Annotated in this window: 28 protein-coding genes; all 28 read right to left on the reverse strand. The window is 39.8% G+C overall.

What is annotated here, in order from left to right; all coding sequences use genetic code 11:
• Nucleotides 1–40: 40 nt before the first annotated feature.
• The 28 genes from ykgO to WH223_RS12130 all read right to left on the reverse strand — a co-directional run bounded on the left by ykgO (nt 41) and on the right by WH223_RS12130 (nt 17,254).
• Complete coding sequence (gene ykgO / locus WH223_RS11995) at nt 41–157, reverse strand: type B 50S ribosomal protein L36 (protein WP_340047923.1); 117 nt, start codon at nt 155–157, stop codon at nt 41–43.
• Nucleotides 158–199: 42 nt separating this feature from the next.
• A complete protein-coding gene (infA, locus tag WH223_RS12000) occupies nt 200–418 on the reverse strand; it encodes a translation initiation factor IF-1 (RefSeq protein ID WP_002997456.1) in 219 nt (72 codons plus the stop codon).
• Nucleotides 419–491: 73 nt separating this feature from the next.
• Nucleotides 492–1,274 (reverse strand): type I methionyl aminopeptidase, encoded by a 783-nt coding sequence (map, locus tag WH223_RS12005; protein WP_340047926.1) that lies wholly within the window; start codon nt 1,272–1,274, stop codon nt 492–494.
• A gap of 3 nt (nt 1,275–1,277) precedes the next feature.
• A complete protein-coding gene (gene secY, locus WH223_RS12010) occupies nt 1,278–2,627 on the reverse strand; it encodes a preprotein translocase subunit SecY (protein WP_340047927.1) in 1,350 nt (449 codons plus the stop codon).
• 6 nt (nt 2,628–2,633) lie between these two features.
• A complete protein-coding gene (gene rplO / locus WH223_RS12015; RefSeq protein WP_340047928.1) occupies nt 2,634–3,080 on the reverse strand; it encodes a 50S ribosomal protein L15 in 447 nt (148 codons plus the stop codon).
• A 118-nt stretch (nt 3,081–3,198) separates the two neighbouring features.
• Nucleotides 3,199–3,378, reverse strand: coding sequence for a 50S ribosomal protein L30 (gene rpmD, locus WH223_RS12020; RefSeq protein ID WP_340047929.1), 180 nt, complete (start codon nt 3,376–3,378; stop codon nt 3,199–3,201).
• A gap of 5 nt (nt 3,379–3,383) precedes the next feature.
• On the reverse strand, nt 3,384–3,902 hold the full coding sequence (gene rpsE / locus WH223_RS12025; protein ID WP_445265614.1) for a 30S ribosomal protein S5: 519 nt from the start codon (nt 3,900–3,902) through the stop codon (nt 3,384–3,386).
• Between the two features lie 11 nt (nt 3,903–3,913).
• On the reverse strand, nt 3,914–4,267 hold the full coding sequence (gene rplR / locus WH223_RS12030; RefSeq protein WP_340047930.1) for a 50S ribosomal protein L18: 354 nt from the start codon (nt 4,265–4,267) through the stop codon (nt 3,914–3,916).
• Between the two features lie 5 nt (nt 4,268–4,272).
• Nucleotides 4,273–4,827, reverse strand: coding sequence for a 50S ribosomal protein L6 (rplF, locus tag WH223_RS12035; RefSeq protein ID WP_340047931.1), 555 nt, complete (start codon nt 4,825–4,827; stop codon nt 4,273–4,275).
• 21 nt (nt 4,828–4,848) lie between these two features.
• Nucleotides 4,849–5,247 carry a 30S ribosomal protein S8 gene (rpsH, locus tag WH223_RS12040; RefSeq protein ID WP_340047932.1) on the reverse strand — a complete coding sequence of 133 codons (399 nt, stop codon included), beginning with the start codon at nt 5,245–5,247 and terminating at the stop codon, nt 4,849–4,851.
• A 141-nt stretch (nt 5,248–5,388) separates the two neighbouring features.
• A complete protein-coding gene (gene rpsN / locus WH223_RS12045; protein WP_172390137.1) occupies nt 5,389–5,658 on the reverse strand; it encodes a 30S ribosomal protein S14 in 270 nt (89 codons plus the stop codon).
• Nucleotides 5,651–6,226: a 50S ribosomal protein L5 gene (gene rplE / locus WH223_RS12050; protein ID WP_340047934.1), complete on the reverse strand. Its 576-nt coding sequence runs from the start codon at nt 6,224–6,226 to the stop codon at nt 5,651–5,653. Before rplE ends, rpsN begins: the two co-directional genes overlap by 8 nt.
• Nucleotides 6,226–6,567: a 50S ribosomal protein L24 gene (gene rplX, locus WH223_RS12055; RefSeq protein ID WP_340047935.1), complete on the reverse strand. Its 342-nt coding sequence runs from the start codon at nt 6,565–6,567 to the stop codon at nt 6,226–6,228. The genes rplE and rplX overlap by 1 nt, the downstream gene beginning before the upstream one ends.
• Before the next feature lie 2 nt (nt 6,568–6,569).
• Nucleotides 6,570–6,938 (reverse strand): 50S ribosomal protein L14, encoded by a 369-nt coding sequence (rplN, locus tag WH223_RS12060; RefSeq protein ID WP_002997484.1) that lies wholly within the window; start codon nt 6,936–6,938, stop codon nt 6,570–6,572.
• Nucleotide 6,939: 1 nt separating this feature from the next.
• Nucleotides 6,940–7,194: a 30S ribosomal protein S17 gene (rpsQ, locus tag WH223_RS12065; protein ID WP_340047936.1), complete on the reverse strand. Its 255-nt coding sequence runs from the start codon at nt 7,192–7,194 to the stop codon at nt 6,940–6,942.
• Nucleotides 7,195–7,208: 14 nt separating this feature from the next.
• On the reverse strand, nt 7,209–7,427 hold the full coding sequence (rpmC, locus tag WH223_RS12070) for a 50S ribosomal protein L29 (protein ID WP_340047937.1): 219 nt from the start codon (nt 7,425–7,427) through the stop codon (nt 7,209–7,211).
• Between the two features lie 94 nt (nt 7,428–7,521).
• Nucleotides 7,522–7,944, reverse strand: a complete 423-nt coding sequence (rplP, locus tag WH223_RS12075; protein ID WP_340047938.1) for a 50S ribosomal protein L16 — start codon at nt 7,942–7,944, stop codon at nt 7,522–7,524.
• Between the two features lie 58 nt (nt 7,945–8,002).
• Nucleotides 8,003–8,779 (reverse strand): 30S ribosomal protein S3, encoded by a 777-nt coding sequence (rpsC, locus tag WH223_RS12080; protein WP_340047939.1) that lies wholly within the window; start codon nt 8,777–8,779, stop codon nt 8,003–8,005.
• A gap of 11 nt (nt 8,780–8,790) precedes the next feature.
• Entirely contained in the window at nt 8,791–9,222 is a 432-nt protein-coding gene (gene rplV, locus WH223_RS12085) for a 50S ribosomal protein L22 (RefSeq protein WP_340047941.1), read from the reverse strand.
• Nucleotides 9,223–9,229: 7 nt separating this feature from the next.
• Nucleotides 9,230–9,496 (reverse strand): 30S ribosomal protein S19, encoded by a 267-nt coding sequence (gene rpsS / locus WH223_RS12090; protein ID WP_037498931.1) that lies wholly within the window; start codon nt 9,494–9,496, stop codon nt 9,230–9,232.
• Nucleotides 9,496–10,320: a 50S ribosomal protein L2 gene (rplB, locus tag WH223_RS12095; RefSeq protein WP_340047943.1), complete on the reverse strand. Its 825-nt coding sequence runs from the start codon at nt 10,318–10,320 to the stop codon at nt 9,496–9,498. Before rplB ends, rpsS begins: the two co-directional genes overlap by 1 nt.
• A 6-nt stretch (nt 10,321–10,326) precedes the next feature.
• Nucleotides 10,327–10,617 carry a 50S ribosomal protein L23 gene (gene rplW, locus WH223_RS12100; RefSeq protein ID WP_340047945.1) on the reverse strand — a complete coding sequence of 97 codons (291 nt, stop codon included), beginning with the start codon at nt 10,615–10,617 and terminating at the stop codon, nt 10,327–10,329.
• Nucleotide 10,618: 1 nt separating this feature from the next.
• Nucleotides 10,619–11,248, reverse strand: a complete 630-nt coding sequence (rplD, locus tag WH223_RS12105; protein WP_340047947.1) for a 50S ribosomal protein L4 — start codon at nt 11,246–11,248, stop codon at nt 10,619–10,621.
• A 5-nt stretch (nt 11,249–11,253) separates the two neighbouring features.
• Complete coding sequence (gene rplC, locus WH223_RS12110; protein WP_340047948.1) at nt 11,254–11,871, reverse strand: 50S ribosomal protein L3; 618 nt, start codon at nt 11,869–11,871, stop codon at nt 11,254–11,256.
• A gap of 250 nt (nt 11,872–12,121) precedes the next feature.
• On the reverse strand, nt 12,122–13,357 hold the full coding sequence (locus WH223_RS12115) for a glycoside hydrolase family 88 protein (protein ID WP_445265616.1): 1,236 nt from the start codon (nt 13,355–13,357) through the stop codon (nt 12,122–12,124).
• A gap of 72 nt (nt 13,358–13,429) precedes the next feature.
• Nucleotides 13,430–15,358, reverse strand: a complete 1,929-nt coding sequence (locus WH223_RS12120) for a heparinase II/III domain-containing protein (RefSeq protein WP_340047951.1) — start codon at nt 15,356–15,358, stop codon at nt 13,430–13,432.
• 351 nt (nt 15,359–15,709) lie between these two features.
• Nucleotides 15,710–16,069 carry a CoA-binding protein gene (locus WH223_RS12125; RefSeq protein ID WP_340047952.1) on the reverse strand — a complete coding sequence of 120 codons (360 nt, stop codon included), beginning with the start codon at nt 16,067–16,069 and terminating at the stop codon, nt 15,710–15,712.
• 15 nt (nt 16,070–16,084) lie between these two features.
• Nucleotides 16,085–17,254 carry a serine hydrolase domain-containing protein gene (locus tag WH223_RS12130; RefSeq protein WP_340047953.1) on the reverse strand — a complete coding sequence of 390 codons (1,170 nt, stop codon included), beginning with the start codon at nt 17,252–17,254 and terminating at the stop codon, nt 16,085–16,087.
• Nucleotides 17,255–17,416 lie beyond the last annotated feature (162 nt).

A 17,416-nucleotide genomic window follows, 5' to 3' on the forward strand; every position in this document is an offset into this window, starting at 1 on the left:
CAAGACCTTTGTTGATTTACAGAAACTTTATATTAAAGAATTAACCTTGACGTTGCTTGAACTTAGGGTTTTTCTTGTTAATAACATAAACTTTTCCATTACGGCGAATAATTTTGCAATCCGCGCTACGTTTTTTTATTGATGCTCTTACTTTCATTGTAATAATATTTTAAAAGCTAAATACCGAAAACCTACCCCGTTATTTATAACGGTAGGTGATTCTTCCTTTAGTTAAATCATACGGTGACATCTCTAACTTCACTTTATCCCCTGGCAAAATCTTGATATAGTGCATACGCATCTTACCTGAGATATGTGCAATAATTTCATGCCCATTCTCCAACTCTACCCTGAACATAGCATTAGAAAGTGCTTCCCTAATGATACCGTCTTGTTCTATTGAGGCTTGTTTAGCCATATTTTTAACTTAATTTACATTTTAGCCTGCACAAACAGGAGTGCAAAGATAAATAAAAATAATTGAAACTCAATTACTTTTTACTCAAAACTTTCTCAACCTCGTCAAATGTTAGCAACACATCGGGCTTCCCTTTTCTGATGGCAACCATCTGTTCAAAGTGGGCCGATAGCTTTCCGTCGGATGTACTTACTGTCCAGCCGTCGTTCCAAAATTTAACACCAGCCTTTCCTGCATTGATCATAGGCTCGATACAAATCACTAACCCTTCTTCCAATTTTGGTCCAGCACCGCGTTTTCCGTAGTTTGGAACATCTGGTTTTTCATGCAAGTACAAACCTACACCGTGTCCTACAAGTTCACGAACAATCCCATAATTATAAGGACTAACATGCTCTTGAACGGCAGCAGAAATATCACCTACACGTTTGCCTGCGACAGCTTGTTCAACACCTTTCAACAACGAGTTCTTTGTAACGTCCAACAACTGTTGCGCTTCGGCAGAAATCTCACCTACACCAAAGGTATAAGCGGAATCACTGATGAAGCCTTTTAGGTTAACACCACCATCTACGGATACAATATCGCCATCGCGAATAATATACGAGCTTGGTAAACCATGTACAACTTGATCGTTAACGGAAATACAAAGCGAGAATGGAAAACCATTATAGTTTAAAAAAGCAGGTGTTCCGCCATGATCATGAATATAATCATGGGCCAATTTATCTAACGACAAAGTGGTAATACCTGGTTTTATAACCTTTGCAATTTCAGCAAGCAAAGCCGAGAGCACCGTTGCGGACTCTCGAATTTGCTCGATTTGTTCTTCTGTTTTATAATAAACTTTAGACATTTATTAAATTGCTGATTGATCCATACCTTCTACAGGCGCTGCTGATGAGCGACCTTTCACCCTACCTGTCTTCATCAACCCGTCGTAATGACGCATCAATAAATGACTCTCAATCTGCTGAAGTGTATCTAAAACTACACCAACCAAAATCAATAATGAAGTACCTCCGTAAAAGTGTGCAAATTGATTATTCACACCCATCTTACCTGCTAGAGCTGGCATAATTGCAATTGCTGCAATAAAGATAGCTCCTGGGAAAGTAATACGAGAAATAACACCATCAATAAAGGAATTCGTGTCATAACCTGGTTTAATGCCCGGGATAAATCCACCATTCTTCTTCATGTCCTCCGACATTTGCTGCGGATTAACCATGATAGCCGTATAGAAAAATGTGAAAGCAATGATTAACACTGCGAAAGTCACATTATAGGCTACAGAAGTATAGTTACTTAAAGAAGCTAAAAAATCAGATTGTAAATTTGGAAAAAATTGCGATAAAGCCATTGGCAAGAACATAATCGCCTGCGCGAAAATGATAGGCATAACACCCGCAGCATTAACCTTTAAAGGAATATACTGACGAACACCACCTACTTGTTTATTACCAACGATTTTCTTCGCGTATTGTACAGGAACTTTACGAATACCTTGAACCACCAAGATGGCAAAGATAACGACAAAGAAAAGTGCAACAAACTCTAACAACAATGGAATTGGTCCACCACCGCTAGGGCTCATGCGCGATCCCCATTCTGCAACAATACCGGCAGGCAATTGCGCAATAATACCCGTCATAATGACTAAAGAGATACCATTACCAATACCTTTATCCGTAATTTTTTCACCAAGCCACATCACAAACAAAGTTCCCGCTGTCAAAACAATAGCAGAAAGAACTGTAAACAAAGGCTCTGCTAACGTTTTAGCTTCAGCAGGTACTTGTGTTTTCACATAAGCAACAGCTTGTACTAAAGTAATAGCCAATGTCAAGTAACGCGTGATCTGAGTCATTTTTTTACGACCAGACTCACCTTCTTTTTGCATTTTCTGAAACGCTGGAACCGCTATCCCCAATAATTGAACGACAATCGATGCAGAAATATAAGGCATTACACCTAAAGCGAAAATGGCGGAACGAGAGAACGATCCTCCGGCAAACATATTGATAAGATCTAAAATGTTGTTGCCGTTGCTACCAGATTTCACTGCTAATGCATCAGGATTAACACCTGGTAAAACCACGTGACATCCGATACGGTAGATAAGAAGAAGCAATAAAGTCGTAATAATACGATTACGCAAATCTTCTATTTTCCATATATTGGTTAAGGTTGTGATTAGTTTCTTCATGTAATATTAAATTTTTACGATAGAACCACCAGCAGCTTCAATAGCAGCTTGTGCTGTAGCAGAGAAAGCATGTGCTTTAACTTCTACTTTAGCCGAAAACTCGCCACGGCCAAGGATCTTCACTAAATCATTCTTAGAAACTAAGCCGTGTGCTTTCAAAGTATCAAAATCAACAACTGTTAAGTTGTGCTTTGTTACTAAGTCTTGCAATACGTCTAAGTTTACTCCATTGTACTCAACGCGGTTAGCATTTTTGAAACCGAATTTAGGTACACGACGTTGCAAAGGCATTTGACCACCTTCGAAACCAATTTTTGTAGAGTGACCAGAACGGGATCCTGCACCTTTGTGACCACGTGTTGATGTGCCACCACGGCCAGAACCTTGACCTCTACCAATACGTTTGCTACTTTTTACAGAACCTTTTGCTGGTCTTAAATTACTTAAATTCATTTTTTTTAAGTTTGTGTTACACCTTCGCTCTCACTATACAGGTTGTAACGATTAATAATTCTATGAACAAACGTAATGGAAAGAACGCGAACATCCTTTCCATTAACATTATACTATTTTAGATAGCTTCGATAGCTACTAAGTGATTCACTTTTCTCACCATACCAATGATAGCAGGTGTAGCTTCTACTTCTACTGAGTGGTTGATTTTTCTCAAACCTAAAGCCTCAATAGTTCTCTTTTGGCGCTCGCTTCTGTCGATAACGCTCTTTATCTGGGTGATTTTGATTTTTGCCATGATAATTAACCGTTAAATACTTTGTTTAAATCGACGCCACGGTTTTGCGCTACTGTATACGCATCGCGTAAACTAGATAACGCATCAATCGTTGCTTTAACTACGTTGTGTGGGTTAGACGAACCTAAAGATTTTGCTAATACGTCTTTGATACCCGCACTCTCCAACACTGCACGCATTGCACCACCTGCTAATACTCCCGTACCACCTACAGCTGGTTTAACCAATACACGACCACCAGAATATTTACCTAGTTGTGCGTGAGGTACAGTACCATTGATAATAGGAACTTTGATTAAGTTCTTCTTAGCGTCATCGATACCTTTAGTGATAGCCTCAGTTACCTCTTTAGCTTTTCCTAAACCGAATCCAACAATACCGTTTTCGTCACCAACAACAACGATAGCTGAGAAACTGAAGGTACGACCACCTTTAGTAACTTTAGCCACGCGTTGGATGCTTACTAAGCGATCTTTTAATTCAATTTCGCTTGATTTTACTTTTTTTATGTTGCTTAATGCCATGTTCTTATTGATTAAAAGTCTAAACCGCCTTCGCGAGCACCTTCAGCCAATGATTTCACACGGCCATGGTATAAGTACCCATTACGGTCAAAAACTACTTTGCTAATACCTGCTGCTACAGCTTTCTCTGCAACCAATTTACCTACAGCTTTAGATTGCTCTACTTTGTTACCAGATGCTGCCAAATCTTTAGAGATGGAAGATGCTGATGCGATTGTTTTACCTGTAGTGTCATCGATGATTTGTGCATAGATGCCTTTGTTGCTTCTAAATACTGATAAACGTGGACGTTCAACAGATCCAGTCAGGCTTTTTCTTATTCCTTTTTTGATTCGCTCTCTACGCGATGTTTTAGTTCCTGCCATGGTTATTATTTTTTAGCTGATTTACCTGCTTTTCTTCTTAATACTTCACCTTCAAACTTGATACCTTTTCCTTTGTAAGGCTCTGGTGCACGGAAGCTACGGATTTTCGCCGCTACTTGACCGATCAATTGTTTGTCTGTAGATTCTAAAGTAATCGTAGGGTTCTTACCTTTTTCAGCAGTAGTTGTAACCTTAATTTCTTGTGGCAATACAAAAACGATCTGGTGAGAGTAACCTAAAGTTAACTCAAGTGTGTTTCCTGTGTTTGAAGCACGGTAACCCACACCCACTAGTTCTTGTGTAGTTTTGTAACCTTCTGTAACACCTACAACCATGTTATTGATTAAGGAGCGGTACAAGCCATGTAATGCTTTGTGTTTCTTTTGTTCAGTAGGGCGCGTTACTAAGATGTTAGCATCTTCTTCTTTAACTGTAATGTCGCTGTCTACTTGTAGTGTTAATTCGCCTTTTGGTCCTTTAACCGTTACCAGATTTTTGTCTGATACTGCGATCGATACTCCCGAAGGAATGGCGATAGGCGCTTTTCCAATTCTTGACATTTCTTTGTGTTTTTTCCTAGATTAATAAACGTAACATAAAACCTCACCACCTACATTTTGTAAGCGAGCTTCTTTGTCTGTCAATACTCCTTTAGAAGTTGACAAAACAGCGATACCCAAACCATTCAAAACGCGTGGCATGTCTTCAACACTTGCATACTTTCTTAAACCAGGTTTACTCACACGTGTCAAAGTGCGAATAGCCGAGATTTTGCTAATTGGGTGGTATTTCAAAGCGATTTTGATTGAACCTTGAGGTCCGTTTTCTTCGAATTTGTAATTAGCAATGTAACCTTTATCAAAAAGAACTTTAGTAATTTCTTTTTTAAGGTTCGATGCAGGAATTTCAACAACCCTGTGGTTGGCCTTAATGGCATTCCTTACTCGTGTAAGGTAATCCGCTATTGGATCTGTATTCATTATAGAACTATGTTATGACAACGGTTTCCTCCACTACCTTAGCAGAAGACCTCTTGTCTGTTAAAAAATTTGCAATACAAAAAAAACCCGATAAACCCCGGAAAGGGTTTATCTGGGCAAAAGTAATTTTTTTTTCTCTTATTACCAAGAAGCTTTTGTCACCCCTGGGATCTTGCCATCTAAAGCCATCTCACGGAAAGTTACACGAGAGATACCGAATTGACGCATGTATCCTTTAGGACGTCCAGTTAATTTACAACGATTGTGTAAACGTACTGGAGAAGCATTTTTTGGTAATTTATCTAAAGCTGCATAATCACCTGCTGCTTTAAGAGCTGCACGTTTCTCTGCAAATTTAGCTACCAATTTTTGACGCTTAACTTCGCGTGCTTTTAATCCTTCCTTAGCCATTGTCTGATTCTTTTGGTGTTTGATTTTTGAACGGTAAACCGAATTGTTTTAATAACTCCAATGCTTCCACATCGTTTCCTGCTGAAGTTACAAACGTGATATCCATACCTTGGATCTTGTTGATTTTATCAATGTCGATCTCAGGGAAGATAATTTGTTCAGTGATACCTAAGTTGTAGTTACCTCTTCCATCGAAACCTTTATCGTTGATTCCACGGAAGTCACGGATACGTGGTAAAGAAACCGCGATCAAACGATCTAAGAATTCGTACATAACGTTATCACGTAATGTTACACGCGCACCGATAGGCATGCCTTTACGTAATTTAAAGTTAGAGATATCTTTTTTAGATTTCGTAGGAACAGCTTGTTGACCAGTGATCGTTGTTAACTCGTTGATAGAGTTATCAATTAATTTCTTGTCAGCAGTAGCCGCACCGATACCTTGTGATACTACAATTTTCTCCAGTTTGGGAACTTGCATAACGCTTTTATACTGGAATTTTTCTTTAAGCGTTGAACGGATTTCCTCCGCGTATTTCGCCTTTAGTCTTGGTACGTAAGTCATTATTTAATTTCCTCCCCTGATTTTTTAGCGAAACGAACGATTTTACCTTCTGCATTAACTTTACGACCAATACGGGTAGTAGTACCTGTTTTAGGATCGATTAAAGCTAAGTTAGAGATATTGATCGAAGCTTCTTTTTCAATAATACCACCGTTAGGATTAGCAGCGCTTGGTTTAGTGTGCTTCTTAACGATTTGAGCGCCTTCTACGATTGCTCTGTTAGCATCAACCAAAATACTCAATACTTTTCCTTGAACACCTTTAGAGTTACCAGCGATAACTTTCACTAAATCACCTTTTTTAATCTTGATTTTGTGAGTTGTTGTTGTTTTTTGTGCCATAATTATAAAACCTCCGGTGCTAGTGATACAATTTTCATGAACTGCTTCTCACGTAATTCACGAGCAACTGGGCCGAAAATACGTGTTCCACGTGGTTCATCGTTATTATTTAACAATACTGCTGCATTGTCATCGAAACGAATGTAAGAACCATCTTTACGACGGATTTCTTTTTTCGTACGAACTACTACTGCTTTAGATACTGATCCTTTTTTTACGTTTCCTGAAGGTAAAGCGCTTTTTACGGTAACAACGATTTTATCACCGATTGATGCATAACGCTTACGCGTACCGCCCAATACACGGATTACTAAAACTTCTTTAGCACCGCTATTGTCAGCTACATTTAGTCTTGATTCCTGTTGTACCATGTTATTTAGCTCTTTCTAAAATTTCTACTAATCTCCAGTTCTTCGTTTTACTCAGCGGACGAGTTTCCATAATCAATACCGTGTCGCCGATACCGCAGGTATTTGTTTCGTCATGAGCTTTAAATTTAGTAGTTTTCTTAACGAATTTACCATAGATCGGGTGTTTCACTCTACGCTCAACTGATACTACGATAGATTTATCCATCTTGTTGCTAACTACTAAGCCGATTCTTGTTTTTCTTAATTGTCTTTCCATTTCGACTTAAATTTTTACGCCTCAGAGGCTGTTTCAGATTTAGCTGCATTTTTACGTTTAGATACCTCTGTAGCGATACGAGCGATATTTTTACGAGCAGCCTTAATTGCATTTGGATTTTCAATTGCAGAAACAGCGTGTGCAAATTTCAATTTGTTAAGAGCAGCTTTCTCTTCTTTAAGACGAGCTGTTAAATCCTCTTGTGATAATTCGATAATTTCTGAATTTTTCATTTTTATCAATTGTTATACTGGGTTATCAATCAAGTTTTATGATAGCCTTGTGGGTAACGGACACAAGGCTAAAACGATTGACATTACCAACGATTTATGCTTCTACGTAGTCTCTACGTATAACAAACTTAGTTTGAACCGGTAATTTTTGAGCAGCTAAACGCAATGCTTCTTTAGCAATTTCTAAAGGCACACCTTCTGCTTCAAATAACATACGGCCTGGGCGCACTACCGCTACCCAGTATTCTGGAGCACCCTTACCTTTACCCATACGTACCTCTGCAGGCTTTTTCGTAACAGGTTTGTCAGGGAAGATACGGATCCATACTTGCCCTTCACGTTTCATAAAACGTGTAACGGCAATACGCGCAGCCTCAATTTGACGACTGGTGATCCATGCTGGCTCCATTGATTTGATACCGAAAGAACCGAAAGCTAACTCTGCTCCACGTGAAGCGTTACCTTTCATACGGCCTTTCTGCATCTTTCTGAACTTCGTTCTTTTTGGCTGTAACATGTTCGTATTCTATTTAAATCTGTTTCAAACAACAGATACTTTTAAATCTTGTTATTAATTAATCTCTTTTAGCACCTCCGCGGTTGTTGCCACCACGGTTGTTACCACCACGACCACCTTTACGGTTGTCACGACGATCATTTCCACCTTCGTTTCCACCGCGTGTTTTTACGCCTGAAGTCTGTCCTTGGTTAGGAGATAAATCACGTTTACCATAAACCTCACCTTTACAGATCCAAACTTTAACACCGATTTTACCGTAAGTAGTTAATGCTTCAGCTAAAGCGTAATCGATATCAGCACGTAACGTGTGAAGTGGAGTTCTGCCTTCTTTGTACTGCTCAGTACGTGCCATTTCAGCACCGCCTAAACGACCAGAACACATAACTTTAATCCCTTCAGCACCCATACGCATTGTCGACGCGATAGATGTTTTCATTGCACGACGGAATGAAATTCTAGCCTCTAATTGCTTAGCAATACCTTCAGCTACTAATTTCGCATCAAGCTCTGGGCGTTTGATCTCGAAAATGTTGATTTGAACATCCTTTTTAGTCAGTTTTTTCAACTCTTCTTTGATCTTGTCAACTTCTTGACCACCTTTACCGATAACGATTCCTGGACGTGCTGTATGAATAGTAACAGTGATACGTTTTAGAGTACGCTCAATAACTACTTTTGCTACACCGCCTTTAGCGATACGTACAGAAAGATATTTTCTTATTTTTTCGTCTTCAACTAACTTATCAGAATAGTTGTTGCCTCCGAACCAGTTAGAGTCCCATCCTTTGATGATACCTAATCTGCTACCTATTGGATTTGCCTTTTGTCCCATTCTTATTAATATTAGTTGTTAACGTTGTTTAAACTATCTACTACCAAAGTTACATGGTTTGAACGCTTACGGATTCTGTACCCACGACCTTGTGGAGCTGGACGCAATCTTTTCAATTGACGACCACCACCTACAGATATTTCTTTTACGAACAAAGAGCTGCTCTCTAAAGAAGCACCTTCATTGTGCGCTTCCCAGTTTTTAATTGCTGATAATAATAATTTCTCAACACGAGCTGCTGCTTCTTTACCTGTATGTTTCAAGATATAAAGTGCAGTTTCTACTTTCTCGCCACGGATAAGATCCACTACTAAACGCATCTTACGAGGTGAAGTAGGGCAGTTCAATAACTTGGCAGTAGAAGCTCCTCCTACTTGAGCTTTTTCCTGCTCTTTGCGCTGTCTGATTAAGACAGACTTCTTAAGTTTCTTTGTTGCTTCCATTACCTAATTATTTTTTCTTTTCTGCGTGGCCTTTGAATGTACGCGTAGGCGCAAATTCACCAAGCTTGTGACCAACCATATTCTCCGTTACATAAACAGGGATAAATTTATTCCCGTTGTGAACCGCGAAGGTATGGCCAACAAAATCAGGAGAAATCATTGATCTACGTGACCAAGTTTTGATAACTGATTTTTTGTTAGTTTCATTCATAGAAAGAACTTTTCTCTCTAAGTTGTGATCGATATAAGGACCTTTTTTAATTGAACGAGCCATTATTTTTTCCTTCTCTCAATGATGTAACGATTCGATGTTTTCTTCTTGTAGCGTGTTTTGAAGCCTTTCGCTAATACGCCGTTGCGTGAACGAGGGTGACCTCCTGAAGTACGACCTTCACCACCACCCATAGGGTGATCGACAGGGTTCATAGCAACACCACGAACGCGTGGACGACGACCTAACCAACGTTTACGACCCGCTTTACCTAACACTTGGTTAGCGCGCTCTGGATTCGATACCGAACCGATAGTCGCCACACAAGTTAACAAGATCATACGTGTTTCACTAGAAGGTAATTTGATAATAGCATACTTACCATCACGAGCTGACAACTGCGCGTACGTACCTGCCGAACGAGCAATTGAACCACCTTGACCTGGGTTCAATTCAATGTTATGAATGATTGAACCTAGAGGGATGTTAGCTAATGGTAAAGTATTTCCTACTTCTGGGGCTACTTTCTCACCTGCAATTACAGTTTGTCCAACTTCTAAACCTGCTGGAGCAATAATGTAACGTTTTTCACCATCTGCATAGTGTAATAAAGCGATACGAGCTGTACGGTTTGGATCGTACTCGATCGTAGCTACTTTTGCAGGGATTTCTTTTTTATCGCGTTTGAAATCAATTAATCGGTATGATTTTTTATGTCCCCCACCGAGATAACGCATAGTCATTTTACCGGTATTATTACGACCGCCTGACTTCTTGATGCTAACTACTAATGATTTCTCAGGAACGTTAGTTGTAACGTCTGAATAATCAGCACCTACTCTGAAACGAGTACCAGGGGTAACCGGTTTGAATCTTTTAACTGCCATTTCTTATTATAGTGTACTGTAAAAGTCAATAGTTTCGCCATCTTTCACCGTGATGATGGCTTTTTTATACTTAGGAGCTCTTCCTGAAACAAAACCAGCTTTTGTATGACGGCTTTTTGTTTTACCTGCTACTACCGCTGTATTAACAGCTATAACAGTAACACCGAACATAGCTTCAACAGCTAATTTAATTTGAATCTTGTTTGCTCTGTGGTCAACTTTGAAAGCATAACGGTTTAATTTTTCCGTCAATAATGAAGCTTTCTCCGTTAAAATAGGTTTTTTAATAATTTCCATATTACTTAGCGAATGCTTCCTCCAAAGTTTTAACAGAATCTGTTGTAAACAAAATTTTCGTAGCGTTCAACACATCGTATGTGTTTAAATCTGCAGCTGCGATAACTTTTGCTTTTTTCAAGTTTCTGCTTGATAAATAAACGTTGTTATCTTGTGTTGGTAAAACCAATAAGGTTTTCTCATCAGCCAAGTTCAAAGCGTTAACGAAAGCTACATAGTTTTTAGTTTTTACTGAATCGAAGCGAACCTCGTCTAAAACTACTACGTTGTTTTCTTGTGCTTTGTAGCTTAACGCTGATTTACGAGCTACTTGTTTTAATTTTTTATTCAATTTAAAACTGTAGTCACGTGGTTGAGGACCGAATACACGACCACCACCATTAAACAATGGAGACTTGATAGAACCCGCACGAGCACCACCTGTACCTTTTTGTTTGTGTAATTTACGCGTTGAACCCGCGATTTCATTACGTTGTTTTGATTTGTGAGTTCCCTGGCGTTGGTTCGCTAGATACTGTTTCACATCCAAATAAATCGCATGGTCGTTTGGCGTAACACCGAAAACTGACTCAGGCAGTTGCACCTTGGCACCTGTTTCTTTACCTGATAAATTTAATACTTTAACTTCCATCACTACTATTTGTCTACGATTACATAAGAACCTTTAGCTCCCGGAATGGAACCACTAACAACAATTAGGTTTTGATCAGCATAAACTTTCAAAATTTGTAAGTTTTGAATTTTCACGCGGTCACCACCCATACGACCTGCCATGCGCATTCCTTTGAATACACGTGAAGGCCATGAAGCAGCACCAATTGAACCTGGAGCACGTAGTCTGTTGTGCTGACCGTGAGTCGCACCACCTACACCACCAAATCCGTGACGCTTCATTACACCTTGGAAACCTTTACCTTTTGAAGTACCGACTACATCAACGTACTCGCCTTCTGCAAAAATGGTAACATCCACGATGTCTCCTAGTTGTTTCTCATCCTCGAAGGTTTTGAACTCAACTAGTTTACGCTTAGGACTAACTCCTGCTTTTGCAAAGTGTCCTTTTAGAGGTGCTGTTGTGTTTTTCTCCTTAGCATCATCATAGCCAAGTTGAATCGCCACATAGCCATCCTTCTCTTCCGTACGTATATGCGTAACCACGCACGGCCCAGCCTCAATTACTGTACAAGGGATATTCTTCCCTTCCGCATCGAACAGGCTGGTCATTCCTACTTTTTTACCAATAATTCCTGACATGTTATAAATAAATTAATTAAACGTCCTTCGAAGCAGTAGGGCTCCGCTCAAGACACACTATTCCCATTAAAGGGACTGCAAAAGTACAAAGTATTTTATAACTATCAAAGAGTTAGCACATTATTTTTTAAAAAAATACGCCTTTAGGCTCTTTTTTTTTATTTCATGTAGCAGGCATGCTACAGCCTTAACACAAACAAAGCCATTTTCCTAGGTAGGAAAATGGCTTTGTTTCAGCTTAAAATAGCGCTTATTGCTTGATAACCTGCTCACCCGCAAGCATACGCTGATAACGGATAAGGGCTTCAATGTAGTAATAATCGGCATACGTTAAAGGCACATCTATTTCCGTTCCGTGCGGAATAGAACCTACAGAATGCTTCAATATAAATCCGTCCAGCTCTCCTTGTGTAGCTTTATATGCCGGAGAAGCCAACGATTCTAACATCTTCTCTGCTTTGCGCAGGTAGCCTTCGCCTTCTTTTCCTTTGGTATATAAACTCAACTCCAATAATGCAGAAGCAACGATTGATGCTGTAGACACATCACGCAGGTCTTTATTCTTGTAGTATTTATTATCTGGCTTAAGGTCATCTTTATCAAAATCCCAGTATGGAATTAAATCAGCTGGTAGTTTAGGGTGATTTAAATAAAACTTAGCAATCTTACGCGCTTGCTCTAAATATGTTTTATCCTTTGTTTCACGATACATCATCACATAACCATACAAACCCCAAGCTTGACCACGTGCCCATGCCGATTCATCAAAAGCTCCTTGAGCAGTATAGTGGCCGATTGCCTTGCCTGTTGTTTTATCGTAGTCTACCACATGGTAAGAACTGTAATCCTTACGGAAGTGATTCGCAATAGTTGTATTTGCATGGTTCTTCGCAATATCCCAATACTTTTTGTTGCCTGTAATTTTTGTCAATTGTGTCAAAAACTCCAAATTCATCATGTTGTCAATGATTACTGGATATTGCCAGCTCGTATGATCCCAAGAAAGAATAGTTTTCGTTACCGGACTATAGCGTGAAGAAAGAGACTCCGCACCTGTAGCCAATATTTCTTTGTAAGCCGTCGAGTCCCCTGTCAAGCGCAGCGCATTACCGAAAGAGCAAAATAGCATAAAGCCCAAATCGTGTGTTCCTTTATTAAATTTCTCCTTTTCTAGGATGCGTAATCTTTCTTTCGCTAGACTCAATAATTCTTTATCGCCTGTTGCTTCATATAAATAAAGTAAACTGCCCGGAAAGAAGCCCGATGTCCACCAAGCCGTATTGGAGGTGGATAATTTTCCCTTCTCAAAAGAACGCGGCATTTTATCAGCATCAGTTTGGCTTGCTAGATATTTCATCTGACCAACAGCGTCATGAAGATTCGTATTGACAAACTCTTTTGTCAAATGTAGTTTTCCGGCTTTTTGAGCCTGACTCGCTGAAGGACCAATCAGCAGGAGTAGCAGTCCCATCACTTTAAATTTCATCATTTTATGATTATATGTTAGTTATTTCAATATTAATTAGTTCTTACCCCCACCATCGCTACAAATCAAATTTTACTTACTCGAGCGAATCAACTTCATAGAGAATGGATAAGTAGCCTTTTGTTTTTTACTTTTCTCAACGAAAGTGATGCGATAGATGTTATCTCCCCATACTTTTTGCAGTCGAGGGTCATCCATTACACGAGGCTCTATCTGCAGACTAAGGTTTTTGGTATCATACGTTATCGCTACATAGCAATCTTTAGCATAGACGATCCTAACTTCATCACCTTTTACCTCCGGCTCAACAGCTGTGATATACATAAAACGCTGCTCCGTTTGCGCTTGCTTCAAGCTATACTTTTCTGTAAGTAAGAGTGCGTCGTCTTTAGGTACAAACTGAAAAGTACGCACCCAGCTATCAACTTCCGCTGCCGCGGGATAAGCCTTCGCAATATCCAAACTGAAAGCATACTTTTCGCTCGCTGAAGGCAACGAAACTGAAGTCGCCTTAAATTGCTTTCCTGCTGCTTGCATCTGCCCATTAATCAGGGGCAAATTATGCCATTGCGACTGCATATTCCAGATATCATAGCGCTCGGCAGAAAAGGTTTGACGTGTGTATGTCCCTACACCTACATCAATAAGAACAGGTCTATTATCCGCAAAGAGCATAAAACTGCCGACATCATTATGATTATGACTGACGCCGTTATTCCCGCCAATACCGACAAAAGTTAAGCCTTCACCCGAAGGGTTAGCGCGCCATTTCACCAGCTCCAAACTTGGGTAGGTCAGCACAGCCTCCTGCCTTGCGACAGGCTTTCCAGCAGCTATAAAAGCATAATTGCGCGCTAAGATTAAGGCATCCTGCACATTGCCCGTATTGAGAATAGGCCTAAGGTCCCACAAGTAATTGGCAAAATCACGAAGATTATCATCGTGATACAGCAAGCCAAATACAGCCACATTTGCCACAGGAGGGTATTCAATAGCTTGTGCATCGGCAAAGTTCACAAAGCGATTACTATCAATATGCATATGGAGAATATATTGCCCCATACGGTCCAGCTTCGTATCTTGAGAAACATCGAATCCCCCATTTGTAACATCACCTAAAAGTTGCAACATAGCACCTAACTCGCCCGCAGCATGCCCCCAATAGGACGGACCTTCCTCACAAGCGCCATCTTCAGGATAAAAATCAATAAACTTATCAGCGCTCTCCATTATTTTTAAAACGAGCTGTTGCTGTTCCTTGCCCCCATCCATCATCAACAGGGCTGTACGCAATACGTTATTATTAATCCATATATTCCAATTATTAATGGTGGCCGTTCCATAGTTCATCCACCAAAAATCTTTGCGCGTAGCGTATGGAACAAGAATACGTCGATCAAGCTCATACTTAATTTTTCTGCGCAACTGCGGTGAGTATTCGTCTAGCTCTTTCGGCAAAGCCTGATAGATAGCGGCTAAATCTGCTGCCAACCGAGCGGCACCCAGATCGATATAACTATCATAGGGGTCAGCCAGTCCTATACCGACCTGCTGAGCACCAATATGCGCAGGACTAACCCACGTACTTTCTTCCAACGTTAACCACAGTCCATTTGCAATTTGTGGAATATACTTTCCCTTCCTTTCCAGCATCTCCCCCAACACCAGCTGGCTAAGCACCGCTCTTCGCCGGTTCATCGGCGATTCATAGTCTACACGATTCCCCTGCTGCTTATAGCCTAAGTATTGAGAAGCAAGCAGTGCAGGCCATGTAAAACTGTTAGCTTGATTAGCATCGGTAATGATTTGCTTTTTAAGGGCATCAGGAAGCGCGTGAAGGGTAGAACCCCATTCGGCCGACCTACTCGCTTGCCAAGCGGAGATACCACGAAACAACTGATCATACGTATCCAGAGACACCTTCTGTTCTAGTATCTGCTTTTGCCCATAAACCCAATAAGGAATTAAGAGTATCAGCAACAGTGCTACTTTGTTTCTCATGATAAGTAGATTAAAAAATCATGTATGTCAGGTTTATGAAAGGCTCCGAAAGAACTAGATTTAATTCACCAAAGTCTATTGCATCTTCGATGCGTCATCTAAAATGTGAAAAAAGCTTTGCTTATCCCAATGCAAAGCATACAAGAAGGCTATAAAAATTATCGCAAACGTTTTAGTACACCCTTTAAGGCAGTATCTTTTTCGTTACACGACAACGAAAAGACTAAATAAAGTAGAAAAAGGAATATCCCTAAAATAACAATCCTCCAAAAGATAATGGTAAAACCATCCTAAAAGACAAAAGCTCACCATCGAGGTAAGCTTTTGTCTTTTATATTTTTTATCTTAAAATTAGTACTGTCCTGTATTCAACATGACCAAAGTACAAGCTTCTAAATATGGAATATCAGCTTTGTTTAATAAATCTTGAAGTTCAGGATTCTCTGTCCCCGGATTGAAGATAACACGCTTGGGCTTCGTTTCCAAAATGTAATCGTAATACACTGGTTGATTTTTAGGTCCTACGTACAACGTTAACGTGTCGATATCCGACAAAATAGCATCAGCAGTCTGAATATCTTCCCCAGCTACTTTACCAACTTTACGTCCAACATTAACGATAGGATGTCCCTTACGCACCAATTTATTCGCCACTAGGTAAGAATAGCGTGCCGAATTGGTACTAGCTCCGAGTATAAGTGTTTTTTTCATAATCCGTCTATAAGTTTAGTTAACTACAAAGTCCCCATTTGCGTTGTAAGCATTTTGTCGCAACACGGGAATATTTAAAATTTTATATAAACCATCCAAGTGAACCAAGCTTCCATTAGCCATATTCGACAATAGAACGATGGTTACATCGTTGGTTAAATCTCTGACATATAAATTGCGAAAACCGTGCCACCATCCGGTATGGTACACCACCTGCGCATCCTTAGGTGTAAAAGTACGCCATCCATAACCGTAGCTAAAAATATTGTTACGCTTCACCTCACTACGTGGAAGATAAGCCGAGTCAAGAAGTGCTTTATCCAAAATGCGCCCATCCTTAATGGCACGATCCAACAAAAACAAATCTTGAACAGTAGAATAAATGCCTTTATCTCCAACAGGCCCATCTAGATAATTCTGCACAACGGAACGTCTCCATACTTTGTCATGACCGATGACATTGGTTGGAATTTTATCATATTGAACCTTAGATAACACAGCGGTATTTTTCATGCCCGCAGGATCAAAAATGGTCTCTTTCATATAGCTGGCAAAATCCTTTCCTGTTATTTTCTCAACAATAGCCGCCAGCACCATAAAATTGGAATTGTTATAATGGAATCTTCCATTAGGAGCGCCATAGCGTCCCGGTTTATGTTGCGCTAATAAAGCCATCGCATCCATATTACTCATGGCCTTCTTCTTATCAGGCCACACCCCTTCGGAGAAATACACATAATTAGGTAATCCCGACCGGTGTGAAAGCAACATGTCAATCGTCACTCCTGGGTATGGGAAATCTGGAAAAAACTCATTTACCGTTTGATTCAGCTTCAACTTGCCTATTTGAACCAACTTGAGCACGCCCAAGCCCGTCAAAGGCTTAGAAACAGAAGCTAACTCAAACTTGGAATCAATTTTCAAACTATCTTTCTTTAAGTAATTTGCCCAGCCAAAAACATTCTGATAAATAATCTTCCCCTTCTTTGCGACCAAGACAGCACCATTAAAGGCTACTTTCTTATGTAAGTCTTGCATATAAGCGTCGATATCTTTATCGGCTGTCGCCGGATCATATATTAAAGACACACTATCCTTTTGTGCTTGTTGCTCTACGATTGCTTTTTGCTTAGCTTCCGGAGAAGAGCAAGCAGTCAAAGCTACAAATGCACTTATAATAAACATATTAACCAATCTAAACCTCACGCGTATCTTTTATATATAACTTCCCTAATAATACTTTTTTCCTAGACTCACAAAATAGTATTTATTAAAAGAAATATCAACAAAAAAAAGGCAAACAACAGGCTTTTTACAGAGAAAAAATCCTGTAAAATAAAAAAGTCG

The organism is Sphingobacterium sp. MYb382 (assembly GCF_037572665.1).
Taxonomy (GTDB): domain Bacteria; phylum Bacteroidota; class Bacteroidia; order Sphingobacteriales; family Sphingobacteriaceae; genus Sphingobacterium.

Bases quoted from the DNA above. Each gene is read 5' to 3' on its own strand.
- WH223_RS12115 (WP_445265616.1), bottom strand. From the start codon at position 13,357: ATGAAATTTAAAGTGATGGGACTGCTACTCCTGCTGATTGGTCCTTCA.
- map (WP_340047926.1), bottom strand. From the start codon at position 1,274: ATGTCTAAAGTTTATTATAAAACAGAAGAACAAATCGAGCAAATTCGA.
- WH223_RS12130 (WP_340047953.1), bottom strand. From the start codon at position 17,254: ATGTTTATTATAAGTGCATTTGTAGCTTTGACTGCTTGCTCTTCTCCG.
- rplN (WP_002997484.1), bottom strand. From the start codon at position 6,938: ATGGTACAACAGGAATCAAGACTAAATGTAGCTGACAATAGCGGTGCT.
- rpmC (WP_340047937.1), bottom strand. From the start codon at position 7,427: ATGAAAAATTCAGAAATTATCGAATTATCACAAGAGGATTTAACAGCT.
- secY (WP_340047927.1), bottom strand. From the start codon at position 2,627: ATGAAGAAACTAATCACAACCTTAACCAATATATGGAAAATAGAAGAT.
- infA (WP_002997456.1), bottom strand. From the start codon at position 418: ATGGCTAAACAAGCCTCAATAGAACAAGACGGTATCATTAGGGAAGCA.
- rpsS (WP_037498931.1), bottom strand. From the start codon at position 9,496: ATGGCTCGTTCAATTAAAAAAGGTCCTTATATCGATCACAACTTAGAG.
- rpsQ (WP_340047936.1), bottom strand. From the start codon at position 7,194: ATGGAAAGACAATTAAGAAAAACAAGAATCGGCTTAGTAGTTAGCAAC.
- rpmD (WP_340047929.1), bottom strand. From the start codon at position 3,378: ATGGCAAAAATCAAAATCACCCAGATAAAGAGCGTTATCGACAGAAGC.
- rplP (WP_340047938.1), bottom strand. From the start codon at position 7,944: ATGTTACAGCCAAAAAGAACGAAGTTCAGAAAGATGCAGAAAGGCCGT.
- rplC (WP_340047948.1), bottom strand. From the start codon at position 11,871: ATGTCAGGAATTATTGGTAAAAAAGTAGGAATGACCAGCCTGTTCGAT.
- rpsH (WP_340047932.1), bottom strand. From the start codon at position 5,247: ATGAATACAGATCCAATAGCGGATTACCTTACACGAGTAAGGAATGCC.
- rpsN (WP_172390137.1), bottom strand. From the start codon at position 5,658: ATGGCTAAGGAAGGATTAAAAGCACGCGAAGTTAAGCGTCAAAAATTG.
- rplX (WP_340047935.1), bottom strand. From the start codon at position 6,567: ATGGCACAAAAAACAACAACAACTCACAAAATCAAGATTAAAAAAGGT.
- rplO (WP_340047928.1), bottom strand. From the start codon at position 3,080: ATGAATTTAAGTAATTTAAGACCAGCAAAAGGTTCTGTAAAAAGTAGC.
- WH223_RS12125 (WP_340047952.1), bottom strand. From the start codon at position 16,069: ATGAAAAAAACACTTATACTCGGAGCTAGTACCAATTCGGCACGCTAT.
- rplR (WP_340047930.1), bottom strand. From the start codon at position 4,267: ATGGCAGGAACTAAAACATCGCGTAGAGAGCGAATCAAAAAAGGAATA.
- rpsE (WP_445265614.1), bottom strand. From the start codon at position 3,902: ATGGCATTAAGCAACATAAAAAAAGTAAAATCAAGCGAAATTGAATTA.
- ykgO (WP_340047923.1), bottom strand. From the start codon at position 157: ATGAAAGTAAGAGCATCAATAAAAAAACGTAGCGCGGATTGCAAAATT.
- rplW (WP_340047945.1), bottom strand. From the start codon at position 10,617: ATGGAAATTATTAAAAAACCTATTTTAACGGAGAAAGCTTCATTATTG.
- rplF (WP_340047931.1), bottom strand. From the start codon at position 4,827: ATGTCAAGAATTGGAAAAGCGCCTATCGCCATTCCTTCGGGAGTATCG.
- WH223_RS12120 (WP_340047951.1), bottom strand. From the start codon at position 15,358: ATGAGAAACAAAGTAGCACTGTTGCTGATACTCTTAATTCCTTATTGG.
- rplV (WP_340047941.1), bottom strand. From the start codon at position 9,222: ATGGAAGCAACAAAGAAACTTAAGAAGTCTGTCTTAATCAGACAGCGC.
- rpsC (WP_340047939.1), bottom strand. From the start codon at position 8,779: ATGGGACAAAAGGCAAATCCAATAGGTAGCAGATTAGGTATCATCAAA.
- rplE (WP_340047934.1), bottom strand. From the start codon at position 6,226: ATGACTTACGTACCAAGACTAAAGGCGAAATACGCGGAGGAAATCCGT.
- rplB (WP_340047943.1), bottom strand. From the start codon at position 10,320: ATGGCAGTTAAAAGATTCAAACCGGTTACCCCTGGTACTCGTTTCAGA.
- rplD (WP_340047947.1), bottom strand. From the start codon at position 11,248: ATGGAAGTTAAAGTATTAAATTTATCAGGTAAAGAAACAGGTGCCAAG.